Below are 19,843 nucleotides of genomic sequence, written 5' to 3' on the forward strand. Positions count from 1 at the left end.
CGATTCAAATCCACACATAAAGCAGTGCTAATGAATTTGCTTATCAAATCAGCCACTATTCTTGATCCCGGATCATCCTTTCATCAACAAGTTGCCGATATTTTAATTGAAAATGGTGTTATCACCAAAATAGCCGAAGATATTGAAGCCGATGCCGAACTTTTTGATGCCGAAGGCAAATATGTTTCGCCCGGTTTTTTCGACCTTAACTGTAACATAGGCGAGCTGGGCCTTGAAACCAAAGAAGACCTCCGCTCAGGTACGGTTGCTGCCGCTGCCGGTGGCTTTACAGGCATAGCACTGATGCCGAACACCCAGCCCCCGGTGCATTCCAAATCGGAAGTGGAATATCTGCTTAACCGTTCAAAAGGTAATTTGGTGGATGTTTATCCACTGGGAACCATATCTCAAAAACGAGAAGGAAAAGACCTCGCCGAAATGTACGATATGTATCAAAGCGGAGCTAAGGCCTTTACTGACGGTAGCCGCCCCGTACAGGATGCTGGTTTAATGGAAAGGGCTTTGTTATATGCGCAAGGCTTTGACGCGCTGGTTTTTTCTTATCCGGAAGATACCGCTATAGCTGGTAAAGCTAAAGTTAATGAAGGCGAGATCAGCACATTGTTGGGTATGAAGGGGATCCCTTCGCTGGCAGAAGAACTGATGGTAGCCCGTGATCTTTACCTGGCTGAATATACAGTATCACGCATCCATTTTACTACGATATCAACCGCCCGTTCGGTCGAATTGATTCGCGAGGCTAAACGTAAAGGTATTGAAGTTACCTGCGATGTTGCCGCGCATCACCTGGTTTTAACTGACGAAGCCCTTTTAGGCTTTGATAGCTTATATAAAGTAAAACCTCCACTGCGTACTGCCGATGATGTTGCTGCGCTGATAAAAGGCTTAGAAGATGGTACTATAGACGCTATAGTGTCGCAACATACCCCACACGAAATTGAATTTAAAGATGTGGAGTTTGAAGTGGCTGAGTATGGCATAGTTGGCCTGCAGACCGCTTTTTCTTTGGCTTTGAAAGCGGGTTTACCTGCCGAGCTGATAGTTGAAAAACTGTCGATCAATCCCCGTGAAATACTCGGTATAGAAACAGCAGTTATTGCAGAAGGCGAAAAGGCAAATATTATAGTTTTCGACACTGACGCCGAATGGGAATATACCGCAGCTAATAACCAATCTAAATCTGCAAATTCGCCTTATATCGGGCAGCAATTAAAAGGCAAAGTATTGTTAACTTACAACAATCAACAAATCTTTAAATAACATACCTATGATCGATCCAAAAATAGAAATCGCCTTTGTAGCAGCGCTCGAGGCCTTTTCAAAATACAACAGCTTTGATGCAACACAGCTAACCGATGAGTTTGCCGATGTATTTGCATCTGACGAAGATTTTTTATCAAAAGTAGATGAACTTGACGCGGTTTTTGACGAGAACCCTGAAGTAGAGGGATTGCGCGAGATCTTCTTCGATTTGTTGATGATCAACTTCTTTAGTGCCGACGTTAAGAAACTGGAAGAAGATTATCTTGATACGCCGGAATGGGAGAGTATTGAAGAGGAAACCTTAGACCGTGGTACCGAATTGCTTAACCTGTTACTGTACCTTAACGAATGCGAAGACGAAGAAATTGAACCTGAACTGGAAGACTACTTAAAAGAGTTTTTATTGGTTGATGAGGATGAATTTCAGGACGAGTATCGTATTTACGAACCGGTTATCGCAAATCAAATCCTGATTGAAAGCCCGGTATCTGAGATCAGCAAAGTAGCTGCAACGCTTCCGGAAGATTCGGAACTTGCAGAATTGTTTTACCCAATGATGTGCTTTTTCCAAAATATCGATCCATCGGATGAAGAGAAAAAGGAGATTGCCGATAATGCCATCAATAAAGAGTTTGATATGGCAGTTTTAGAAATTTTAGTTAGTTTTCAATAACCCTCTTAAATGAGCGCACAATTAGAAAAGACCATAAAAATACAAGGACTTATCAAGGGATTGATTTTAGGTGCAGTATTGGCTTTGGTAAGTATTATTTATTTTTATTTTATGGTAAGTGTAGCATCGGCTGTTGCGATAACAGTTGGCGCCATACTTTTTACATACATAATTCCGATAGCTATTGCTGCTTTGTTTTGCATCAATCTGAGGAACAAGGTAGGCGGATACTGGACAATGAGGCAAGCCGCTACCGGAATTTTCATTATGTTTTTCATTTCAAACCTGACCATATTTATACTACGTGATCAGGTATTTGCAAAAGCTATTGAACCTCAGATGGCTCAAAAAACCAAAACAGCCATGGTTACCGCTTTGAATAAATTGAAAGATAGTGCTACAAAACCTGAAGAAAAAAAGGAAGCCGACGCAAAAATAAAGGAAATGGAGAAAAGCTTTGAAGCCGGAAAAGGTATTACTATAGGACAGCAAATTCAGTCGCTGGGTATAAGCATTATATTTTTGTTTGTTCTATCCATAATTTTTGCGGCGTTCTTTAAGCGGGAGCCTGTCGGACACACGTCCTAAGCATGATATTATTGTAAAACAAAATAGGCCTTTCAGATTCTGAAAGGCCTATTTTGTTTATGATCTCACGAGATTTGAAAATAAAGGCATCGGTGATATAAATATTAAATATTTGGTTAATTTTAACTAAACACTAAACACTTGTACCATGGAAGTAAAAAAAGCGAGTCCATCGCAACCGGCCCTTAAGTGGGCATTAATTAACCTGATTGTTTCTATCGTAATTACTTACGCCTTTCAATTTTTAAATGTTGATCAAACTTCATCACTTAAGTATTTAAATTACCTGCCGTTTATCGCCTTTTTACTGTTAACTCAAAAAGAGTTTAAAGACCAGCTTGGTGGTTATCTCACTTATGGGCAGGGATTTTTATCGGGCTTTTTATATTCTATTTTCACCGGTGTATTTATAGCTATTTTCACTTATGTGTATTTTACCATTCTAAGCCCGGAAATGATTGATAAGATAATGGATGTTTCGCGGAAGCAAATGGAAGCGAAGGGAACTATGTCACAAGATCAGATTGATACCGCGATGGGTATAGCAACCAAGTATTTCGCAGTTATTGCTACAGTTAGCGTGGTTTTTGCGTATGCCATCTTTGGTGCAATTGTAAGTTTAATTTCGGCTGCTGTATTTAAAAATGAACGTTCTCCTTTTGATACCGCGGTTGATAATTTTGACGCGCCAAAACCATTAGATCCAACGGTATAAATCAATAATAAAGTAATTAAAACAAGAAGGCCTTTCATTTTGAAAGGCCTTCTTGTTTTAATTACTGGTATTGAAGAGATAACTAATCTCTAACTTCTAATCACTAATCTCTCGTTTCTATTTCTTCATGACCAGCTTTACAATATCGTTGCCAAAAACAAATACCATAAGGCTAACCAATATTACAAAACCTACAATTTGTGCACGTTCCAGGAACTTATCGCTTAGTGGCTTGCCTTTTATCATTTCAATGATCAGGAACACCGCATGACCGCCATCAAGCGCCGGGATAGGCAAGAGGTTCATCAGCGCCAATACCATCGAAAGGAAACCTACCAATGTCCAGAAGTGCCCCCAATCAACAGTACCGCCAAACAGGCTCGCTATCGCTACCGGTCCGCTTACCGCTTTACCAGGATTAACGTCTCCTTTAAATATTTTACCAATACCTTTGGCATTATCCCTGAAAGTACCCCAGGCTCTTTCTACTCCAATAGGGAAGGCTTCAAAAAAGCCATACTTAATTGTTTTGATGTCCGGGAAATCGCTTTTTGCACGGTAGAAACCTAATTTACCTTCTGGGGTAACTTGTGCTTTTAAAGTAACCAGCTCGTGATTGCGCCTTACGCCCAGATCAATTTGCTTGCCTTTGTTACCAGTTAACTGAGTCTGTAACTCGTCCCAAAATACAACAGGATGATTATTGGCCATAACAATACTATCACCTTTTTTCAGACCCGCTTTAACAGCGTTGCTGCCCGGCTCTAACGAGTCGACCACAAATTTAGAACGCGGCAGGCGACTGATAAATCCTTCGATATCATGATCATTCAGATCATTTAAGATAGTGCGGGGGATGCTGATTTGCAAAGTTTGCGTACCACGTTGTATGGTAAATACCGTGTTATCCAACAGTACCTGCGGACTTGTAAGGTCATCAAAGCGCTCGAATGGCTTGCCATTTATGGCTACAACCTTATCGCCAATCTGAAGGCCGATCTTTTTACCAACCTCGCCAGGTACAATACCATATTTAGCAGCCGAATTTGGGATATAGCTATCGCCAAAACGCATGGTTAATACCCAGAATATTAAAATACCCAGTACAACATTTACGGTAACGCCGCCAAGCATAACAATAAGGCGCTGCCAGGCTGGTTTTGAACGAAACTCCCAGGGCTGCGGCGGGCCAGCCATTTGCTCGGTATCCATCGACTCATCAATCATACCGGCTATTTTAACGTAGCCGCCTAACGGAAGCCAACCAATACCATATTCAACACCTTTATATGTAAATTTAAAAAGGCTCACGTTCCAGGCATCAAAAAACAGGTAGAATTTTTCTACCTTAATGCCAAAAGCTCGTGCCGCCAGGAAATGTCCCAGTTCGTGCAGGATGATTAAAATTGAAAGGCCCAGTATAAGCTGGCCCACCATGATCACTATACTCATTATCTATTTCTATGTGTAATATTAAAATTGTAATGCCTTTGAGGGCAATTGCTGTATATAATTTTGCGCAAAGATGCGTGTTTCTTTATCAGTATTCAAATAGTCGGTTAAGGTAGGGGCTGCGATAAAATTAATTTTCTGCATACACTCCTCAATGATGCTGCTCATGGTTAAAAAGCCGACTTTACGATCCAGAAAACCTGCAACTGCTATTTCATTTGCCGCGTTTATGATACAAGGCATATTACCTCCCTGTCTTAAAGCAGCATATGCTAAACTTAGATTACGGAAAGTTTCCATATCCGGTTTTTCAAATGTAAGGTTTGGATAATCTGCAAAGCTAAAGCGTTTAAAATTGGTTTGCACCCGCTCAGGATAAGTTAGTGCATATTGAATAGGCAACTTCATATCGGGTACGCCTAATTGCGCTTTGATAGATCCGTCCCTGAACTGTACCAGTGAATGAATAATGGATTGCGGGTGAACTATTACTTCAATTTGATCGGCTTCAACGTCAAATAGCCACTTGGCTTCAATAACTTCGAGCCCTTTATTCATTAATGAAGCGGAGTCGATGGTGATCTTGGCACCCATAACCCAGTTTGGGTGTTTAAGGGCATCTTCGCGGGTTACATTAGCTAAAAAGTCAAGGCTGCGCCCCCGGAATGGGCCACCAGAAGCGGTGATGATCAACTTTTCTATCGATTTATAATCCTCGCCCACCAGGCTCTGGAATATAGCCGAATGTTCTGAATCGACAGGTAAGATCTGAACCTCATGTTGTTTAGCCAGTGCTGTTATGATATCTCCGGCAACAACCAGCGTTTCTTTATTGGCAAGGGCGATATCTTTACCGGCTTTAATAGCCGCTATTGTAGGCTCTAAACCGGCAAAGCCAACCATTGCAGTTAATACAACCGCAATTTCAGGGTGGGTTACCGTATCAATGATAGCCTGGTGGCCGGCAAGTACTTGTATAGGCAAGTGCGCTAAAGCGTCTTTAACTTCCTTGTATTTGCTTTGATCACATATAATAGCATATTCCGGCACAAACTCAATAGCCTGGCTGATGAGCAGCCCGGCATTTGAATGTGCAGTGAGCAAAAATGCCCTGAATAAATTGCTGTTCCACCTTATTACATCAAGTGTTTGTGTACCGATGCTGCCTGTTGAGCCAAGGATGGCAATGTTTTTAATTTGATTACTCAAGTATCTTTATTTTATAAAACTCTTTAATCCTTCAGCTATCTTTCTGTCATTTGAAAGCCTCGGTACTTTGTTTTGTCCACCAAGTTTACCTTCCGACCTCATGTAATTGATAAAGGCATCTTTTTGCAGGCTTTGGATTACCAAAGGTTGTAAAATGTTACCTTCAATCAGGTCAAAATAGTAAATATTTTTATTCTGGAGTGCTTTATCTACTTTTATGGCGAAAGCATGAAGATCGGCAGGTGGCGTGCCAAACTCAATAAACCATTCATGGTAAGGTAATTGCCCGGTCGGCGGATTAACCTGCGGGGCGACTGTAAATTCAACTACGTCAACTCCTGCTTCTTTGGCTACGCTCATTAACGCGTATTCCACTTCTTCGCCTATTACGTGCTCTCCAAAAGCAGAGATATAATGTTTGATGCGGCCTGTAACTACGATTCGGTATGGATCTTTAGAAACAAATTTAATGGTGTCACCTATGCTATATCCCCATAAACCCGCACTGGTATTCATGATAAGCGCGTAGTTTTTATCCAGCTCAACATCTTTAATATTGATACGGGTTGGGTTTGCGTTGAAGTATTCTTCAGATGGTATGAACTCGTAAAAGATCCCCGAGTCTACTAAAAGAAGTAACCCTTTCTCTTTTTGCGAATCCTGAAAAGCGATGAAGCCCTCAGAAGCAGGGTAGGTTTCTATTGAGTCGATTTTAAAGCCAATACTTTCTTCAATGCGGGCACGGTAGGGTTCGTAATTAACCCCACCATAAACGTAAAGCTTAAAGTTAGGGAAAATGTCTTTTACTTTTTTGCCGCCTGCCTTAGCCGAAAGCCTGTCGAAATACATCTGGCACCATGGCGGAATCCCACTGATGAGGCGCATATCTTCGTTAAAAGTTTCCTCTACAATGGCGTCAACTTTTTGCTCCCAGTCTTCAATACAATTGGTATCATAGCTCGGCAACCTGTTTTTTTGCAGATACGCCGGCACATGATGAGCGACAATACCCGAAAGCCGACCTGTTGAAATACCATGTTTTTGAGCCAGAATTGGACTACCCTGTAGGAATATCAGCTTACCATCCACAAAATCGGCATTGCCTGTTTCGTGGATATAGCTTAATAAAGCATTGCGCGCCGCTTTGATATGCTCGGGCATGCTTTCTTTAGAGATGGGGATATATTTTACACCCGATGTTGTGCCCGATGTTTTAGCCAGGTAAGCTGGTTTGCCCGGCCATAACACATTTTCCTCACCGTTAACTACACGATCGATATAGGAGCGAAGGTCCTCGTAATCATGTACAGGTACAAGGCGCTTAAAGTCTTCGTAATTGTTGATCTTTTCAAATTGATGATCTTTTCCAAAACTTGTGCTTTTTGCCGCATGTATCAAGTCTGTAAACGCTTTTTGTTGTAGTGCAACCGCGTTTTTACGAACCTTATTTAATTCCCTGTCAACAAAGGATGCAAATACCTTACTTAATGCAGCTTTAAGTCCCATTTTTAATTGGTTTCAGATAGGTCATCATCCACATCCTGATGGCTATAAACCAGTTTGCGGTAAGTAACCATTATTATCACTTGGGTAAACGGAAAGCAAAGAATAAACCAGCAATAAAATGCAAGCCTGAATGCAAAGCCATCCTTTTCCTGATCGAAACCAAACAGCCCCATGGTAATCACAACCGGCAGCAATACAGCAACCAATATCAGTATGATGATAGCGAAAACGCCTAAAGTTTTGAAGAAATTGTCTTTGGTGATTTCAAAACTTTGACGCAGCGATTCGATAGGAGATGAATCGTCATCAACAATGAAACAGATGCAAAATATGCATCTAAGACTTATGTAGAGAATAAACAATAGCTCAATAACCTCAAAAACGCTGTCGTATCCGATGTTACGTTTAGCCAATACGTATAGAAAAACCAGCGCTGCTACAAAGAAAGCGGTCATTATCCCGATGATTACGAAATTGAATGTCATTTTGAACGTCGGCAAAATGTCTTTAAAGTCAAATTCGTAATATTCTTTGTCGATGAGTGTAAGTATCAGTTTGTAAAAGCTTAGACCAATAAAACATTGTACTATCATTTGTACAATTACAAAGCCCATCTCAATAAAACGGTCATCGTTATCGATGATGAATGCTTTTAAAAACTCAACAAACTCGTTTATAAACAACGATATGATCGAGTAAACCACCAGCGGTACAAAATTTCTTTTTAAAATATTCCATGCGGTTTTAATGGTTTCCGCTACAGAAAAGGTGTGGTACATATTGCTTATGATCTACTTAAAACTTTCCGCTTCCAAAAATCCTGTATAAATCCTAACCCGTAGGCAATAAGTTGTGTGAAGGCAGCTACAATGCTCAAAAATGCGATTTTTACCGATTTATTTTTCCACCAGGCATGGAAAAATATTAACAAAGTGAAAATCAATAATATAAAATTACCTATTGCTGCTAATGGTGAGCCAAGCAGGTTTAATATAATAGTAAGGATAACCCCTATGGTAAAAGCCGCCGGGAAAAAATGAACCAATTTTAGCTCCTGCGGAAAAAACTTGGATATGTTAATGCGCGCCCTGCCAAAAAAGTGCAGTTGTTTGTAAAACAGGTAAAAGTTAGTACGCCGTTTATGATAAACAATAGCATCGGGGATCAGGCCTATTTTGAAGCCCAATGAATGGATCCGGATGCTGTATTCAATATCCTCGCCCAGTCGGGTAATAATGAAGCCGCCGGCTTTTTCCCAGGCCTGTCTTGAAACTCCCATGTTAAAGCTACGCGGGTGAAACTGACCGATACCTTTTTTATTACCGCGGATGCCGCCTGTGGTAAAAGGCGAGGTCATGGAATAGCTTATGGCTTTTTGGGTAGGTGTAAAAGATGCGTGCGCGCCATCAGGTCCGCCATAAGCGTCAAGATAGTTTTTTGCCAGCGAATCATTTACAATTTGCAAATAGTCGGAAGGGATCAAACAATCCGAATCAAAAATTACAAAATAATCACCTTTAGCGCGTTCAAAACCAAAGTTGCGGGTAAAGCCCTGGCCTTCATTTTGCTTTTTGAAATACCGGAGGTTAAGCTTATCGGCAAAAGTGTTTACTATGGCTTCAGCATCATTTACAGAACCATCCTCAATAACCAAAACCTCAAAATTGCGATAGGTTTGCAGCGTGAGGGTTTCCAGCAGTTCTTTGATCTCCTGCGGACGGTTATATAATGGAATGATGATGGAAAAAAACATGCTTTTAGATAGATGTGAGATTTGAGATGTTAGATATGAGACGAGGGTAAATATTTAATAAGTCTCAAATCTCATATCTAACATCTCTAATCCAATTAAATTGTTTCTTCAATTTGATAGTGGTTTCGTTCGCTTGCGCTGCGGGATACCAGTTCGGCCACAAAGCCGGTTAAAAACAATTGAGAACCTAAGATGATGGCTACCAGTGCTATATAAAACAACGGGCTGGTGGTTACATCCCTGTATTTTAAGTTGTGTGCTATGTTGTAGAGCTTTTCGGCAATGATCCAGATGGCCATTACCAAACCCGTAAAAAAACTTAAAGTACCCATGGTACCAAAAAAGTGCATCGGGCGCTTACCAAATTTACCTACAAAAAATATGGAAAGCAGATCCAGAAAGCCGTTGATGAATCGGCTCAGGCCAAATTTGGTTTTGCCATATTTACGTGGCCGGTGTTCAACAACCTGCTCACCAATTTTAGTAAACCCAGCCCATTTGGCTATTACCGGGATATAACGGTGCATTTCGCCATATACCTCAATGTTTTTTACAACGGTGCCACGGTAAGCTTTTAGGCCACAATTGAAATCATGAAGGTTATGGATGCCACTCATGCTCCGGGTAGCCGCGTTGAATAATTTGGTCGGTATAGTTTTGCTTAAAGGGTCGTGCCTTTTAGCTTTCCAGCCCGAAATAAGATCGAAGTTTTCTTCAACTATGCGGCGGTATAGTTCCGGAATTTCATCAGGGCTGTCTTGCAGATCGGCATCCATAGTAATCACAACGTTACCTTTGGAAGCTATAAAGCCTGTATTTAAGGCAGCCGACTTACCATAATTACGCCTGAATTTAATGCCTTTGATAAACGGGTTATCCGTTTGCAATTTCCTGATCATTTCCCATGATCCGTCCTTGCTGCCATCGTCAACCAAAATTATCTCGTAAGTAAAACGGTTTTCATCCATCACCCGGCTAATCCATGAGGTTAACTCCGGTAACGACTCTACTTCATCGTAAAGAGGTACTACAACTGATATATCCATTTATTGGGCTGCGATTAACGGTATATGCCGAAAATCATCCGCAAAAATATAAAAAATAGGGAATGGTTTGCAATAATGTATTAACGGTGTTGTTAGCGTAAATAGTTTATTCATTATCACTATAAAAAAGCATGTTGGATACTACGTAACCAAGCAATTACGTTTCAACTCAAATATATTTTAATATCTTTCCCTCACAATTAAAACACAGTTAATGAAATTCTACAAAGCCGCGTTGCTATTGTTTTTAGGCTTTTATGCCAGTAAATTAAAAGCGCAAAATGCAGATCAGGCTACCCCTAAGTATGATCAGCATAAAGTATTTAACCCCATGTTTTATCCCGAAAGAGGGAACGAGTTCAGATCGGCCAGTGGAGCCCCTGGCCCTAAATACTGGCAAAACCGGGCCGATTATAAGCTCGACGTTACACTTGATACCGTTAAACACCGCATTGAGGGAACAACATTAATCACTTATACCAATAACAGTCCCGACGCGCTTGGCTTTTTATGGCTCCAGGTAGATCAGAATATATACAAAGAGGATTCACGTGCCGAAGCTACAAGTAATGTTTCGGGTGGCAGATTTGTAAACAAATCATATACAAAAGGTGCCGAAATAAAATCAGTCTATGTCATCAATAAAGGTAAAACCCTGAAAGCCGATTACCTGATCACCGATACCCGGATGCAGATCAAATTGAAAGATTCCCTGCGTGCGGCCGGCAGCAAATTGCAGATTAAGATCGATTACGCTTTTGATGTGCCGGAATATGGAACAGACAGGATGGGGCGTCAGCATACCAAAAATGGCTGGATCTATGAAATTGCACAATGGTATCCCCGCATGGAGGTTTATGACGATGTAACGGGTTGGAATACCATTCCTTACCTTGGCGCAAGTGAGTTTTACCTGGAGTATGGCAACTTTGACTACAGTATTACTGCTCCCGCGAGTTTGGTTGTAGCAGGATCAGGCGAACTCGTTAACCCGGCAGAAGTACTATCGCCAACCACAATGAGCCGTTTGGCCGAAGCCAAAAAGAGTGATAAAACGGTTATCATCAAAGATTCAACAGATATTTCACGCAATAACGATTATCCGAAAAAGCCGACGCTTACCTGGCATTTCATTTGTAAAAACGCGCGTGATGTAGCCTGGGCCGCTTCAAAGGCATTTATTTGGGATGCTGCCCGGATCAACCTGCCGAGCGGAAAAAAGGCACTTGCGCAATCGGTTTATCCTGTTGAAGCAAAAGGAAATGATTCGTATGGCCGCTCAACCGAATATGTTAAAGGAGCGATTGAACTGTACAGCGACAAGTGGTTTGAATATACTTATCCCGTTGCAACCAATGTAGCGGGTATTGTAGGGGGGATGGAATATCCTGGCATTGTATTTTGCGGATCAAACAACCAAAACGGAGGTTTGTGGGAGGTTGCTAATCATGAGTTTGGCCATAATTGGTTCCCGATGATTGTTGGTTCAAACGAGCGCAAATACGCCTGGATGGACGAGGGCTTTAACACGTTTATAAATAATGTTGATACCAAAGTATTCAATAAAGGTGAATATTACGAGAAACCCGATCAGCAAAAAAGTGCCAGCTATTTGTTTGCTCCCGGTGCAGAGGCCATCATGAATACGCCTGATGTAATTCAGGAGGATTTTTTGGCCGTAGCCGCTTATGAAAAACCAGCATTGGGTTTGGCTATTTTGCGTGAGCAGATTTTAGGTGAAGAGCGTTTTGATTATGCTTTCAAAACCTATATCAAACGCTGGGCTTTTAAACACCCAACGCCATGGGATTTTTTCCATACGATGGATAACGCCGCCGGCGAAGACCTGAGCTGGTTTTGGAACGAGTGGTTTTTTACAACCTGGAAACTTGATCAAGGTATAAAAGATATTTCCTATCCTGATAACGATGCTTCAAAAGGTGCTATGATCACTATCGAGAACCTCGAGGAAATGGCATTGCCTGTTACGATCTCAATTAAAGAAGAGAATGGCAAAACAGGCATTGTAAAACTTCCGGCCGAGATTTGGCAGCGTGGAGATACCTGGACATTCCCGTATAAGTCAACTTCAAAAATTGCCTTTGCAACTATTGACCCTGACCATACCTTGCCGGATATTAATCCCGAAAATAACTCATACAGTGGTTTGCCAGTTCCGCAGGGTACAACTGCAGGTTCTGTTATTAAAGCCTATTTAGACGCTATTGGCGGTGCCGATAAATTGAAGAATGTTCGAGATCTGCAAACATCTGCAACAGGTAGCATACAGGGCGCAGAAGTTCAGTTGGTTACACGCTATAAAATGCCCGATAAGTATTTTCAGGAAGCAATGGTGCCTTCATACAGTAACCTTGTTGTATCGCATGTTACGCTCAATGGCGATAGCATTAAAGCAAAACAGGTTAACAGGGATGTGCAACTTGACGATGCCGGCAAGAAATTAGTTAAACTTAAAAGTCGTCCGTTCCCCGAACTTGACTATGAGCGCATAAATCAAAATATGACCTTGCAGCCTATTTTGCGGGTTGTGAACAATGAACTCGCCTACGAGGTTGACGTTAATATTGGTACCGATATACATATTCATAATTATTACAGCCAAAAAACTGGATTAAAGCTCAAGCAAACCATTGAGGGTGCAAATGAATTAGCTGTTGAATATGGTAATTATGAAGGTATAAATGGAGGTATCAAGATCCCTTTCTCGATAAAAACTATTTTGGTTGGGCAGCCTGTCGAGTTTAAGGTTAAAGAAACATCGGTTAACTCCAATCCGGCAAACGAGGCTTTCAGATAGTTTAAATGCCTCATTAAATCAGGTGGGATATCTTTATTTCAATTGGTATGAAGTAGGGATATCCCATTTTTTATGCCCTTCGATAAAAATTGAAATTGCTTTGATGCTAATTGCTATTTAAAATTCTATTTTTGTACCCACAAAATGAGGGTCACTTTGTAGGTGACCGTTTAAACGTAATTTTATAAATTTAAAATCATAGTTGTAGATGATTAACATTACACTTCCCGATGGTTCCGTTCGTCAGTATGACAAGGGGATCTCTTCCATGCAAATCGCCCAGTCGATTTCTGAAGGTTTAGCACGTAACGTATTAGCCGCCGAAGTTGACGGCCAGGTTTGGGATGCAAGTCGCCCAATTGAGCAGGACGCCCATGTTAAATTATTAACCTGGAACGATGCCGATGGTAAATCAACTTTCTGGCATTCATCGGCCCACTTAATGGCCGAGGCTTTAGAAGCACTTTATCCGGGTACAAAATTTGGTATCGGTCCGGCAATTGAAACCGGCTTTTATTACGATGTTGATTTTGGCGATAAGGTTTTATCTTCTGACGAGTTTAAGCAGATAGAGGATAAAATGATCGAACTTGCCAAAACCAAAGAAGAGTACATCCGTAAGCCTGTCAGCAAGGCCGATGCTATTGAATATTTCACTGAAAAAGGTGATGAGTACAAGCTTGACCTGATCAAGGACCTGCCTGATGGTGCTATTACTTTTTACACACAAGGTAACTTTACCGACTTGTGCCGTGGGCCACATATCCCTAACACCGGTTTTATAAAAGCGGTTAAGTTAATGAGCCTTGCCGGTGCATACTGGCGTGGTGATGAAACCCGTAAGCAGTTAACCCGTATTTACGGCGTAACTTTCCCCAAAGCCAGTGAACTTACCGAATACCTGCACATGATCGAAGAAGCTAAAAAGCGCGATCACCGTAAATTAGGTAAGGAATTGGAACTGTTTGCTTTTTCAGAAAAGGTGGGCATGGGTTTGCCACTGTGGTTACCTAAAGGAACCGCTTTGCGCGAACGCCTGGTAAACTTTTTACAAAAAGCACAGGTAAAAGCCGGTTACGAGCAGGTAATTACGCCGCATATCGGTCATAAAAACCTGTATGTAACATCAGGCCACTACGAGAAATATGGCGCCGATTCGTTCCAGCCGATAAAAACACCGCAGGAGGGAGAGGAGTTCTTCTTAAAACCGATGAACTGCCCGCACCACTGCGAGATCTACAAAACAAAACCGCGTTCATACAAAGACCTGCCGGTTCGTTTTGCTGAATTTGGTACCGTGTACCGTTATGAGCAAAGCGGCGAGTTACACGGTTTAACACGTGTAAGAGGTTTTACTCAAGATGATGCTCACTTGTTTTGCCGCCCTGACCAGGTTAAAGATGAGTTTAAAAAAGTAATTGACCTGGTATTGTATGTATTTAAGGCTTTGGGCTTTGATAATTATATTGCGCAGGTATCTTTACGTGACCCTGAAAACAGGGCCAAATACATCGGCAGCGATGAAAATTGGGCATTAGCCGAAAACGCTATCATTGAAGCTGCGGCAGAAAAAGGCTTGCCAACCGTTGTTGAATATGGTGAAGCAGCGTTTTATGGCCCTAAGCTCGACTTTATGGTAAAAGATGCGCTTGGTCGTAAATGGCAATTAGGCACTATTCAGGTTGATTATAACCTGCCTGAGCGCTTTGAACTGGAGTATACAGGCAGCGACAATCAAAAGCACCGCCCGGTGATGATCCACAGGGCCCCGTTTGGTTCGATGGAACGCTTTATAGCAGTATTAATTGAGCATTGCGCGGGTAATTTCCCGCTGTGGTTATCCCCCGAACAGTTCATTATACTTCCTATATCAGAAAAATATGAAGAATATGCAAAAAAAGTTTCTGATATATTAAAAGATTCCGATATTTGCGGGCTAATCGACTTCAGGGACGAGAAAATAGGCAGAAAGATACGTGATGCTGAAGTTAAAAAAATCCCTTATATGCTGGTTGTAGGCGAAAAAGAGGCTGCTGAAGGGCAGGTTTCTGTACGTAAACATGGTACCGGCGATTTGGGAAGTATGAGCATTGAAGATTTTAAAGAACAGATAACTAAAGAAATAACAGTATAACTTGGCATTAAACAAACCTTTCAATAGAGGACCAAGGCTTCCTTTTAAGAAAAAAGAAGCCGAACATAACATAAACCAATTCATTAGGGCTCAGGAAGTTCGCCTTGTAGGTGATAACGTTGAGCAGGGTGTTTACTCATTAAGAGATGCCCTTGCAATAGCGCAGGAGCAGGAATTGGATTTGGTTGAAATATCTCCAAACGCGGTGCCGCCGGTTTGTAAAGTAACTGACTACAATAAGTTTATTTACGAGCAGAAGAAAAAGCTTAAAGAGATAAAGAGCAATGCCAAGCAAACGGTTATCAAGGAAATTCGTTTCGGACCGAATACTGATGATCATGACTTTGAATTTAAGTTAAAGCATGCCATTAAGTTTTTGGAATCTGGCGAAAAGGTAAGGGCTTATGTACACTTTAAGGGCCGTGCCATTGTTTACAAGGAGCAAGGTGAGATTTTACTTCTTCGTTTTGCCCAGGCATTGGAAGAAGTTGGTAAAGTGGAGCAGTTACCTAAGCTTGAAGGAAAAAGGATGTTTTTAACCCTTGCACCTAAGGCAGCTAAAAAGTAATTAAAATAGGCAGGTGTGCAAATGCGCATCTGCTTGAAAATAAAACGTTGAGAAACGTTAATATCTAACACAAATAAATAGAGTTATGCCAAAAATGAAAACCAATTCCAGTGCTAAAAAGCGCTTTAAGCTTACTGGAACCGGTAAAATCGCAAGAAAAAACGCATACAAAAGCCACATCTTAACCAAGATGTCGACTAAACGTAAGCGTGCCCTTGGTCACACCAGCTTAGTATCTGATGCTGATATGGGTAACGTAAAACGTATGCTTTGTATCGGAAAGTAATTCACAAATTTTAAAACCAGGTATTAGAGTTTTAAGTCCGGCACACGAGATGCAGGCACTCACTACCAAAAAACACACAAGATGCCACGTTCAGTTAACGCAGTAGCGTCGAGAAGACGCAGGAAAAGGATCATGAACCTCGCCAAAGGTTATTGGGGTTCACGTAGCAAGGTATACACCATTGCAAAAAACACAGTTGAAAAAGGTTTACAATACGCTTACCGCGACCGTAAAACCAAAAAGAGAGAGTTCAGGGCTTTATGGATCCAACGTATTAACGCTGGTGCCCGTCAGCACGGAATTTCTTACTCTCAGTTAATGGGTAAATTAGCCGCTAAAGAAATTGGCTTAAACCGTAAGGTATTAGCTGATTTAGCGATGAACAACCCAGACGCTTTCAAAGCAGTTGTTGATGCAGTAAAATAATATCGCATTATAAATGCATGAAAAAGGCCGCAATTTGCGGCCTTTTTTGTTTTACTCTTATTTTTTATTTCTGTGAAGCGGGAACAGCTTTAGCTTATCAGGATAGTAAGTTCAACGACATAGTCCTAATCGGTTTTATTTTAATTCCCCCAAATTGAATTTTGGCAAGAGGATATATAATTAGACTGTTTTCAAAAATAAACCCGCTTTAGCATGTATCTAAAGCGGGTTTCATATGAATGAATATTCTTTGTAGGAGATTGATAAAGGGAATTATTATGAAAGCATAGATTTCAGATTATGCATGTTGTATTGCCTCAACCAATGCTTTGTTATGTTTGTACCTGAATACAAACGGAAAAACAATTGCAATTACCAAAGCGTAGCCTGAAAACGTAAGCCAGATGCCATGCCAGTCTTTGGCGCCGCCTGGCAACAGGAAAAAGTGATCTATAATAAGGCCGCTGGCAATACTTCCGAAAAAGGCACCAAAGCCGTTTACCATCATCATAAACAAGCCCTGTGCACTCGCCCTGATATCAGGAGTAGCTTGTGTTTCCACAAATAAGGAGCCTGATATATTGAAGAAATCGAAAGCCATACCGTAAACAATACATGATAAAATGATCATCCATAAACCGCCCGCAGGATCGCCAAACGCAAAAAGACCGAACCTTAACACCCAGGCCAACATACTGAACAGCATCACGTACTTGATGCCGAACTTTCTTAAGAAAAATGGTATGGCCAGGATAAAGAAAGTCTCAGAAAACTGAGATATTGACATGATGATGGCCGGATACTTAACGCCAACAGAATCTTTATAAATGGCTATATTTTTGAAATCCTGAATAAATGTATCGCCATAGGCATTGGTAAGCTGTAACGCTGCTCCCAATAACATGGAGAAAGCAAAGAAAATAGCAAACTTAGGATCTTTGAATAATTTAAAGGCGTTGAGCCCCAGGGAATCAACAAATGATTTATTGGTTGTTTTTGAAGAAAGTGGCGGACATTTTGGAAGACTAAATGAGTAAAGCCCAAGTGCAAGCGCCACAGCCGAAGCAATATAAAACTGATTCGGAGACGTTTCGTTATGTGTTAAGCTCACCGTCCATAAGGCCGCGATGAAGCCGATAGTTCCCCAAATCCTGATAGGAGGGTAGTCTTTTACTACATCCTTATTGCTGCTTTTTAATGCTGAATATGCTACTGTAATTGAAAGTGAAAGAGTTGGCATATAAAACACCATATTAACCAGCATCACCCAAAAAAAAGCAGAAGGATTAGTTATTTGCGGCAAGATAAAAAGGGAGCAGGCACCGAGGATATGCATGATACCATATAATTTTTCGGCATTGATAAACCTATCAGCTATAATGCCTGTAAGGGCCGGCATAAATATAGCCGAAATACCCATCGTACTAAATATAGCACCAAATTGTGCCCCCGACCAATGTTTATCCTGAAACCAGTACGCACCGATGGTTAGCAACCACGCCCCCCAGATAAAGAATTGCATAAAATTCATCAGTATTAAGCGGAACTTAATATTCATACGGTAACGGGTTTAAATAAATTTAGTCAGTGTTAAATTAAAAACGGAAAGTAGTGAAATAAATGTAAATGAGAAAACTACCGTTGCAGAAATTACTATTAGTAAACAGAAACCCGGGATCAGGTTTCTGTTTATATAATGTTGAGGCTATTAAAGTTGTATTTTAAAATAGAACATTCAAGTAAATTCGAAATCAAAAATCCGGATTCCGAAATCAGGAGGCTTTGCGCTTATTAAGTTCGTCACGAATTTTGGCAGCTTTTTCATATGATTCTTCCGCCAAAGCTTCCTGTAACTTAGTTTTAAGTTCTTCAGTGCTGATAGAAGCATAACCGCTTACCGAGGCGCTAACTGATTTTTCTTCGGGAGCTTCATTAATATTCTCCAGGTAAACAAAGTCATTACCTTCTATTACAATGCCTGCGGTTGACAAGATGAACTCATAGGTGAAAATCGGGCAGTCAAAACGTACTGCTACAGCAATGGCATCAGAAGTACGTGCATCTATTTCCACCGAGCGCTTTCCATCACTGCAGATCAGTTTTGCATAAAATATACCATCAACCAAATTGTAAATGATCACTTCCTGCACCTCAATCTGGTAGGCCTGGGCAAAGCTCTTAAACAGGTCGTGTGTAAGCGGACGGCTTGGTGTCATTTTTTCTATCTCAATAGCAATGGCCTGGGCTTCAAAGCTACCGATAATAATAGGCAGACGACGACGGCCGCTTACTTCACCCAAAACAAGAGCGTAAGCACCCGATTGGGTTTGACTATAGGATAAGCCGACAATATCAAGCTTTATTTTTTTCATGTTATTCCCCATCACCCTGTATTTATGCTGAAGCTTTATATTCTTTAACGGCTGCTATTAATTTAGGGAGTACTTCAAAAGCGTCGCCCACAATTCCGTAATCTGCTACCTTAAAAAACGGTGCTTCCGGATCTTTGTTTATGACTACAATAACTTTTGATGAACTTACCCCGGCCAGATGCTGAATTGCACCTGAAATTCCTACTGCAATATACAAATTTGGACTGACAGCTATACCTGTTTGTCCAACGTGTTCGCTATGTGGTCTCCAACCAGCATCTGATACAGGTTTTGAGCATGCCGTAGCAGCACCTAAAAGGCTTGCCAATTCTTCTATCATTCCCCAATTTTCGGGGCCTTTTAAACCACGGCCACCGGAAACAACGATCTCCGCATCAGGCAGGGAAACTTTATCGCTTGAGCGAACGATTTCTTTGATCATGGCCTTAAAGTCAGACGCTTTGCTTTCAACGCTGAAATCTTCAACCTGGGCTGTGCCGCCTGTTTCAACAACTTTGTATGAATTAGGTACAAGCGCGATAACTTTAATTGCAGAAGTAAGCTCAACGATAGCAAAAGCTTTACCCGAAAAGGCAGTTTTTTTAACTTTAAAAGAGCCGCCTTCCTGTACCGGCAATGCTACAACGCCATCTGCTACACCGGCTTCAAGTTTTACGCCAACCCTTGGCGCCAACCCACGACCAGAAAACGTATTGGATAATACTACAACAGCCGAACCTTCTTTTTTCGCGGCTTCGGCAATTATCGAGGCGTAGGCCTGGTTTACAAAATCTTTCAATTTATCGCCAGATACGTTAAGCACTTTATCAGCGCCGTATTTGCCCAATAAAGCTAATTCAGCGGCATCAACGTTACCTATAGAAACAGCGGTAAGAGAAGTATTATTTTGATCGGCAATGGCGCGGGCATAAGAAATGGCTTCAAAAATTGATTTTTTGAATTTGCCCCCGGCATTTTCCGCGTATATTAAAACTGACATAGTTATCTGTTAG

18 protein-coding genes are annotated in these 19,843 nt (G+C 41.2%); 9 read left to right on the plus strand and 9 right to left on the minus strand.

The window, feature by feature from the left end; translation table 11 throughout:
- Nucleotides 1-30 precede the first annotated feature (30 nt).
- From DEO27_RS09390 to DEO27_RS09405, 4 genes are all read left to right on the plus strand, one after another.
- Entirely contained in the window at nucleotides 31-1,281 is a 1,251-nt protein-coding gene (locus DEO27_RS09390; protein WP_112569073.1) for a dihydroorotase, read from the plus strand.
- Nucleotides 1,282-1,288: 7 nt separating this feature from the next.
- Nucleotides 1,289-1,957: a hypothetical protein gene (locus DEO27_RS09395; protein ID WP_112569071.1), complete on the plus strand. Its 669-nt coding sequence runs from the start codon at nucleotides 1,289-1,291 to the stop codon at nucleotides 1,955-1,957.
- Between the two features lie 9 nt (nucleotides 1,958-1,966).
- Nucleotides 1,967-2,545, plus strand: a complete 579-nt coding sequence (locus DEO27_RS09400) for a DUF4199 domain-containing protein (RefSeq protein ID WP_112569069.1) — start codon at nucleotides 1,967-1,969, stop codon at nucleotides 2,543-2,545.
- Between the two features lie 148 nt (nucleotides 2,546-2,693).
- Complete coding sequence (locus DEO27_RS09405; RefSeq protein WP_112569067.1) at nucleotides 2,694-3,260, plus strand: DUF4199 domain-containing protein; 567 nt, start codon at nucleotides 2,694-2,696, stop codon at nucleotides 3,258-3,260.
- A 117-nt stretch (nucleotides 3,261-3,377) separates the two neighbouring features.
- Here the strand turns inward: DEO27_RS09405 and rseP are convergent, their stop codons facing one another.
- From rseP to DEO27_RS09435, 6 genes are all read right to left on the minus strand, one after another.
- Nucleotides 3,378-4,712 carry an RIP metalloprotease RseP gene (rseP, locus tag DEO27_RS09410; protein WP_112575427.1) on the minus strand — a complete coding sequence of 445 codons (1,335 nt, stop codon included), beginning with the start codon at nucleotides 4,710-4,712 and terminating at the stop codon, nucleotides 3,378-3,380.
- 21 nt (nucleotides 4,713-4,733) lie between these two features.
- Nucleotides 4,734-5,921 (minus strand): 1-deoxy-D-xylulose-5-phosphate reductoisomerase, encoded by a 1,188-nt coding sequence (locus DEO27_RS09415; RefSeq protein ID WP_223818200.1) that lies wholly within the window; start codon nucleotides 5,919-5,921, stop codon nucleotides 4,734-4,736.
- A gap of 6 nt (nucleotides 5,922-5,927) precedes the next feature.
- Entirely contained in the window at nucleotides 5,928-7,427 is a 1,500-nt protein-coding gene (locus DEO27_RS09420; RefSeq protein ID WP_112575428.1) for a GH3 auxin-responsive promoter family protein, read from the minus strand.
- 2 nt (nucleotides 7,428-7,429) lie between these two features.
- Complete coding sequence (locus DEO27_RS09425) at nucleotides 7,430-8,206, minus strand: glycerophosphoryl diester phosphodiesterase membrane domain-containing protein (protein WP_112575429.1); 777 nt, start codon at nucleotides 8,204-8,206, stop codon at nucleotides 7,430-7,432.
- 5 nt (nucleotides 8,207-8,211) lie between these two features.
- Nucleotides 8,212-9,180 (minus strand): glycosyltransferase, encoded by a 969-nt coding sequence (locus DEO27_RS09430; protein WP_112575430.1) that lies wholly within the window; start codon nucleotides 9,178-9,180, stop codon nucleotides 8,212-8,214.
- Between the two features lie 95 nt (nucleotides 9,181-9,275).
- Nucleotides 9,276-10,226, minus strand: a complete 951-nt coding sequence (locus DEO27_RS09435) for a glycosyltransferase family 2 protein (protein ID WP_112575431.1) — start codon at nucleotides 10,224-10,226, stop codon at nucleotides 9,276-9,278.
- Between the two features lie 214 nt (nucleotides 10,227-10,440).
- Between DEO27_RS09435 and DEO27_RS09440 the strand changes: the two genes are divergently transcribed.
- The 5 genes from DEO27_RS09440 (at nucleotide 10,441) to rplT (ending at nucleotide 16,458) form a co-directional block, all read left to right on the plus strand.
- Nucleotides 10,441-13,044, plus strand: coding sequence for a M1 family metallopeptidase (locus DEO27_RS09440; protein WP_190295361.1), 2,604 nt, complete (start codon nucleotides 10,441-10,443; stop codon nucleotides 13,042-13,044).
- 208 nt (nucleotides 13,045-13,252) lie between these two features.
- Entirely contained in the window at nucleotides 13,253-15,178 is a 1,926-nt protein-coding gene (thrS, locus tag DEO27_RS09445) for a threonine--tRNA ligase (protein ID WP_112575432.1), read from the plus strand.
- A gap of 1 nt (nucleotide 15,179) precedes the next feature.
- The gene (infC, locus tag DEO27_RS09450; protein ID WP_091207084.1) at nucleotides 15,180-15,746 is read left to right on the plus strand and encodes a translation initiation factor IF-3; all 567 of its coding nucleotides are present in this window, start codon (nucleotides 15,180-15,182) and stop codon (nucleotides 15,744-15,746) included.
- 85 nt (nucleotides 15,747-15,831) lie between these two features.
- Complete coding sequence (rpmI, locus tag DEO27_RS09455; RefSeq protein WP_022829872.1) at nucleotides 15,832-16,032, plus strand: 50S ribosomal protein L35; 201 nt, start codon at nucleotides 15,832-15,834, stop codon at nucleotides 16,030-16,032.
- 81 nt (nucleotides 16,033-16,113) lie between these two features.
- Complete coding sequence (gene rplT, locus DEO27_RS09460) at nucleotides 16,114-16,458, plus strand: 50S ribosomal protein L20 (protein ID WP_022829871.1); 345 nt, start codon at nucleotides 16,114-16,116, stop codon at nucleotides 16,456-16,458.
- A 298-nt stretch (nucleotides 16,459-16,756) separates the two neighbouring features.
- Here the strand turns inward: rplT and DEO27_RS09465 are convergent, their stop codons facing one another.
- The 3 genes from DEO27_RS09465 to DEO27_RS09475 all read right to left on the minus strand — a co-directional run bounded on the left by DEO27_RS09465 (nucleotide 16,757) and on the right by DEO27_RS09475 (nucleotide 19,830).
- A complete protein-coding gene (locus DEO27_RS09465; RefSeq protein WP_112575433.1) occupies nucleotides 16,757-18,016 on the minus strand; it encodes a nucleoside permease in 1,260 nt (419 codons plus the stop codon).
- A gap of 214 nt (nucleotides 18,017-18,230) precedes the next feature.
- Nucleotides 18,231-18,830 (minus strand): bifunctional nuclease family protein, encoded by a 600-nt coding sequence (locus DEO27_RS09470; RefSeq protein WP_112575568.1) that lies wholly within the window; start codon nucleotides 18,828-18,830, stop codon nucleotides 18,231-18,233.
- A gap of 22 nt (nucleotides 18,831-18,852) precedes the next feature.
- Nucleotides 18,853-19,830, minus strand: a complete 978-nt coding sequence (locus DEO27_RS09475) for an electron transfer flavoprotein subunit alpha/FixB family protein (RefSeq protein ID WP_112575434.1) — start codon at nucleotides 19,828-19,830, stop codon at nucleotides 18,853-18,855.
- Between the last annotated feature and the right edge of the window lie 13 nt (nucleotides 19,831-19,843).

The organism is Mucilaginibacter rubeus (assembly GCF_003286415.2).
GTDB classification, from domain to species: Bacteria; Bacteroidota; Bacteroidia; order Sphingobacteriales; family Sphingobacteriaceae; genus Mucilaginibacter; species Mucilaginibacter rubeus_A.

Coding starts and splice junctions, on each gene's coding strand:
- rseP (WP_112575427.1), bottom strand. CDS start 4,712: ATGAGTATAGTGATCATGGTGGGCCAGCTTATACTGGGCCTTTCAATT.
- DEO27_RS09475 (WP_112575434.1), bottom strand. CDS start 19,830: ATGTCAGTTTTAATATACGCGGAAAATGCCGGGGGCAAATTCAAAAAA.
- DEO27_RS09400 (WP_112569069.1), top strand. CDS start 1,967: ATGAGCGCACAATTAGAAAAGACCATAAAAATACAAGGACTTATCAAG.
- rpmI (WP_022829872.1), top strand. CDS start 15,832: ATGCCAAAAATGAAAACCAATTCCAGTGCTAAAAAGCGCTTTAAGCTT.
- DEO27_RS09465 (WP_112575433.1), bottom strand. CDS start 18,016: ATGAATATTAAGTTCCGCTTAATACTGATGAATTTTATGCAATTCTTT.
- DEO27_RS09425 (WP_112575429.1), bottom strand. CDS start 8,206: ATGTACCACACCTTTTCTGTAGCGGAAACCATTAAAACCGCATGGAAT.
- thrS (WP_112575432.1), top strand. CDS start 13,253: ATGATTAACATTACACTTCCCGATGGTTCCGTTCGTCAGTATGACAAG.
- DEO27_RS09440 (WP_190295361.1), top strand. CDS start 10,441: ATGAAATTCTACAAAGCCGCGTTGCTATTGTTTTTAGGCTTTTATGCC.
- DEO27_RS09470 (WP_112575568.1), bottom strand. CDS start 18,830: ATGAAAAAAATAAAGCTTGATATTGTCGGCTTATCCTATAGTCAAACC.
- rplT (WP_022829871.1), top strand. CDS start 16,114: ATGCCACGTTCAGTTAACGCAGTAGCGTCGAGAAGACGCAGGAAAAGG.
- DEO27_RS09395 (WP_112569071.1), top strand. CDS start 1,289: ATGATCGATCCAAAAATAGAAATCGCCTTTGTAGCAGCGCTCGAGGCC.
- DEO27_RS09435 (WP_112575431.1), bottom strand. CDS start 10,226: ATGGATATATCAGTTGTAGTACCTCTTTACGATGAAGTAGAGTCGTTA.
- DEO27_RS09405 (WP_112569067.1), top strand. CDS start 2,694: ATGGAAGTAAAAAAAGCGAGTCCATCGCAACCGGCCCTTAAGTGGGCA.
- DEO27_RS09390 (WP_112569073.1), top strand. CDS start 31: ATGAATTTGCTTATCAAATCAGCCACTATTCTTGATCCCGGATCATCC.
- DEO27_RS09430 (WP_112575430.1), bottom strand. CDS start 9,180: ATGTTTTTTTCCATCATCATTCCATTATATAACCGTCCGCAGGAGATC.
- DEO27_RS09420 (WP_112575428.1), bottom strand. CDS start 7,427: ATGGGACTTAAAGCTGCATTAAGTAAGGTATTTGCATCCTTTGTTGAC.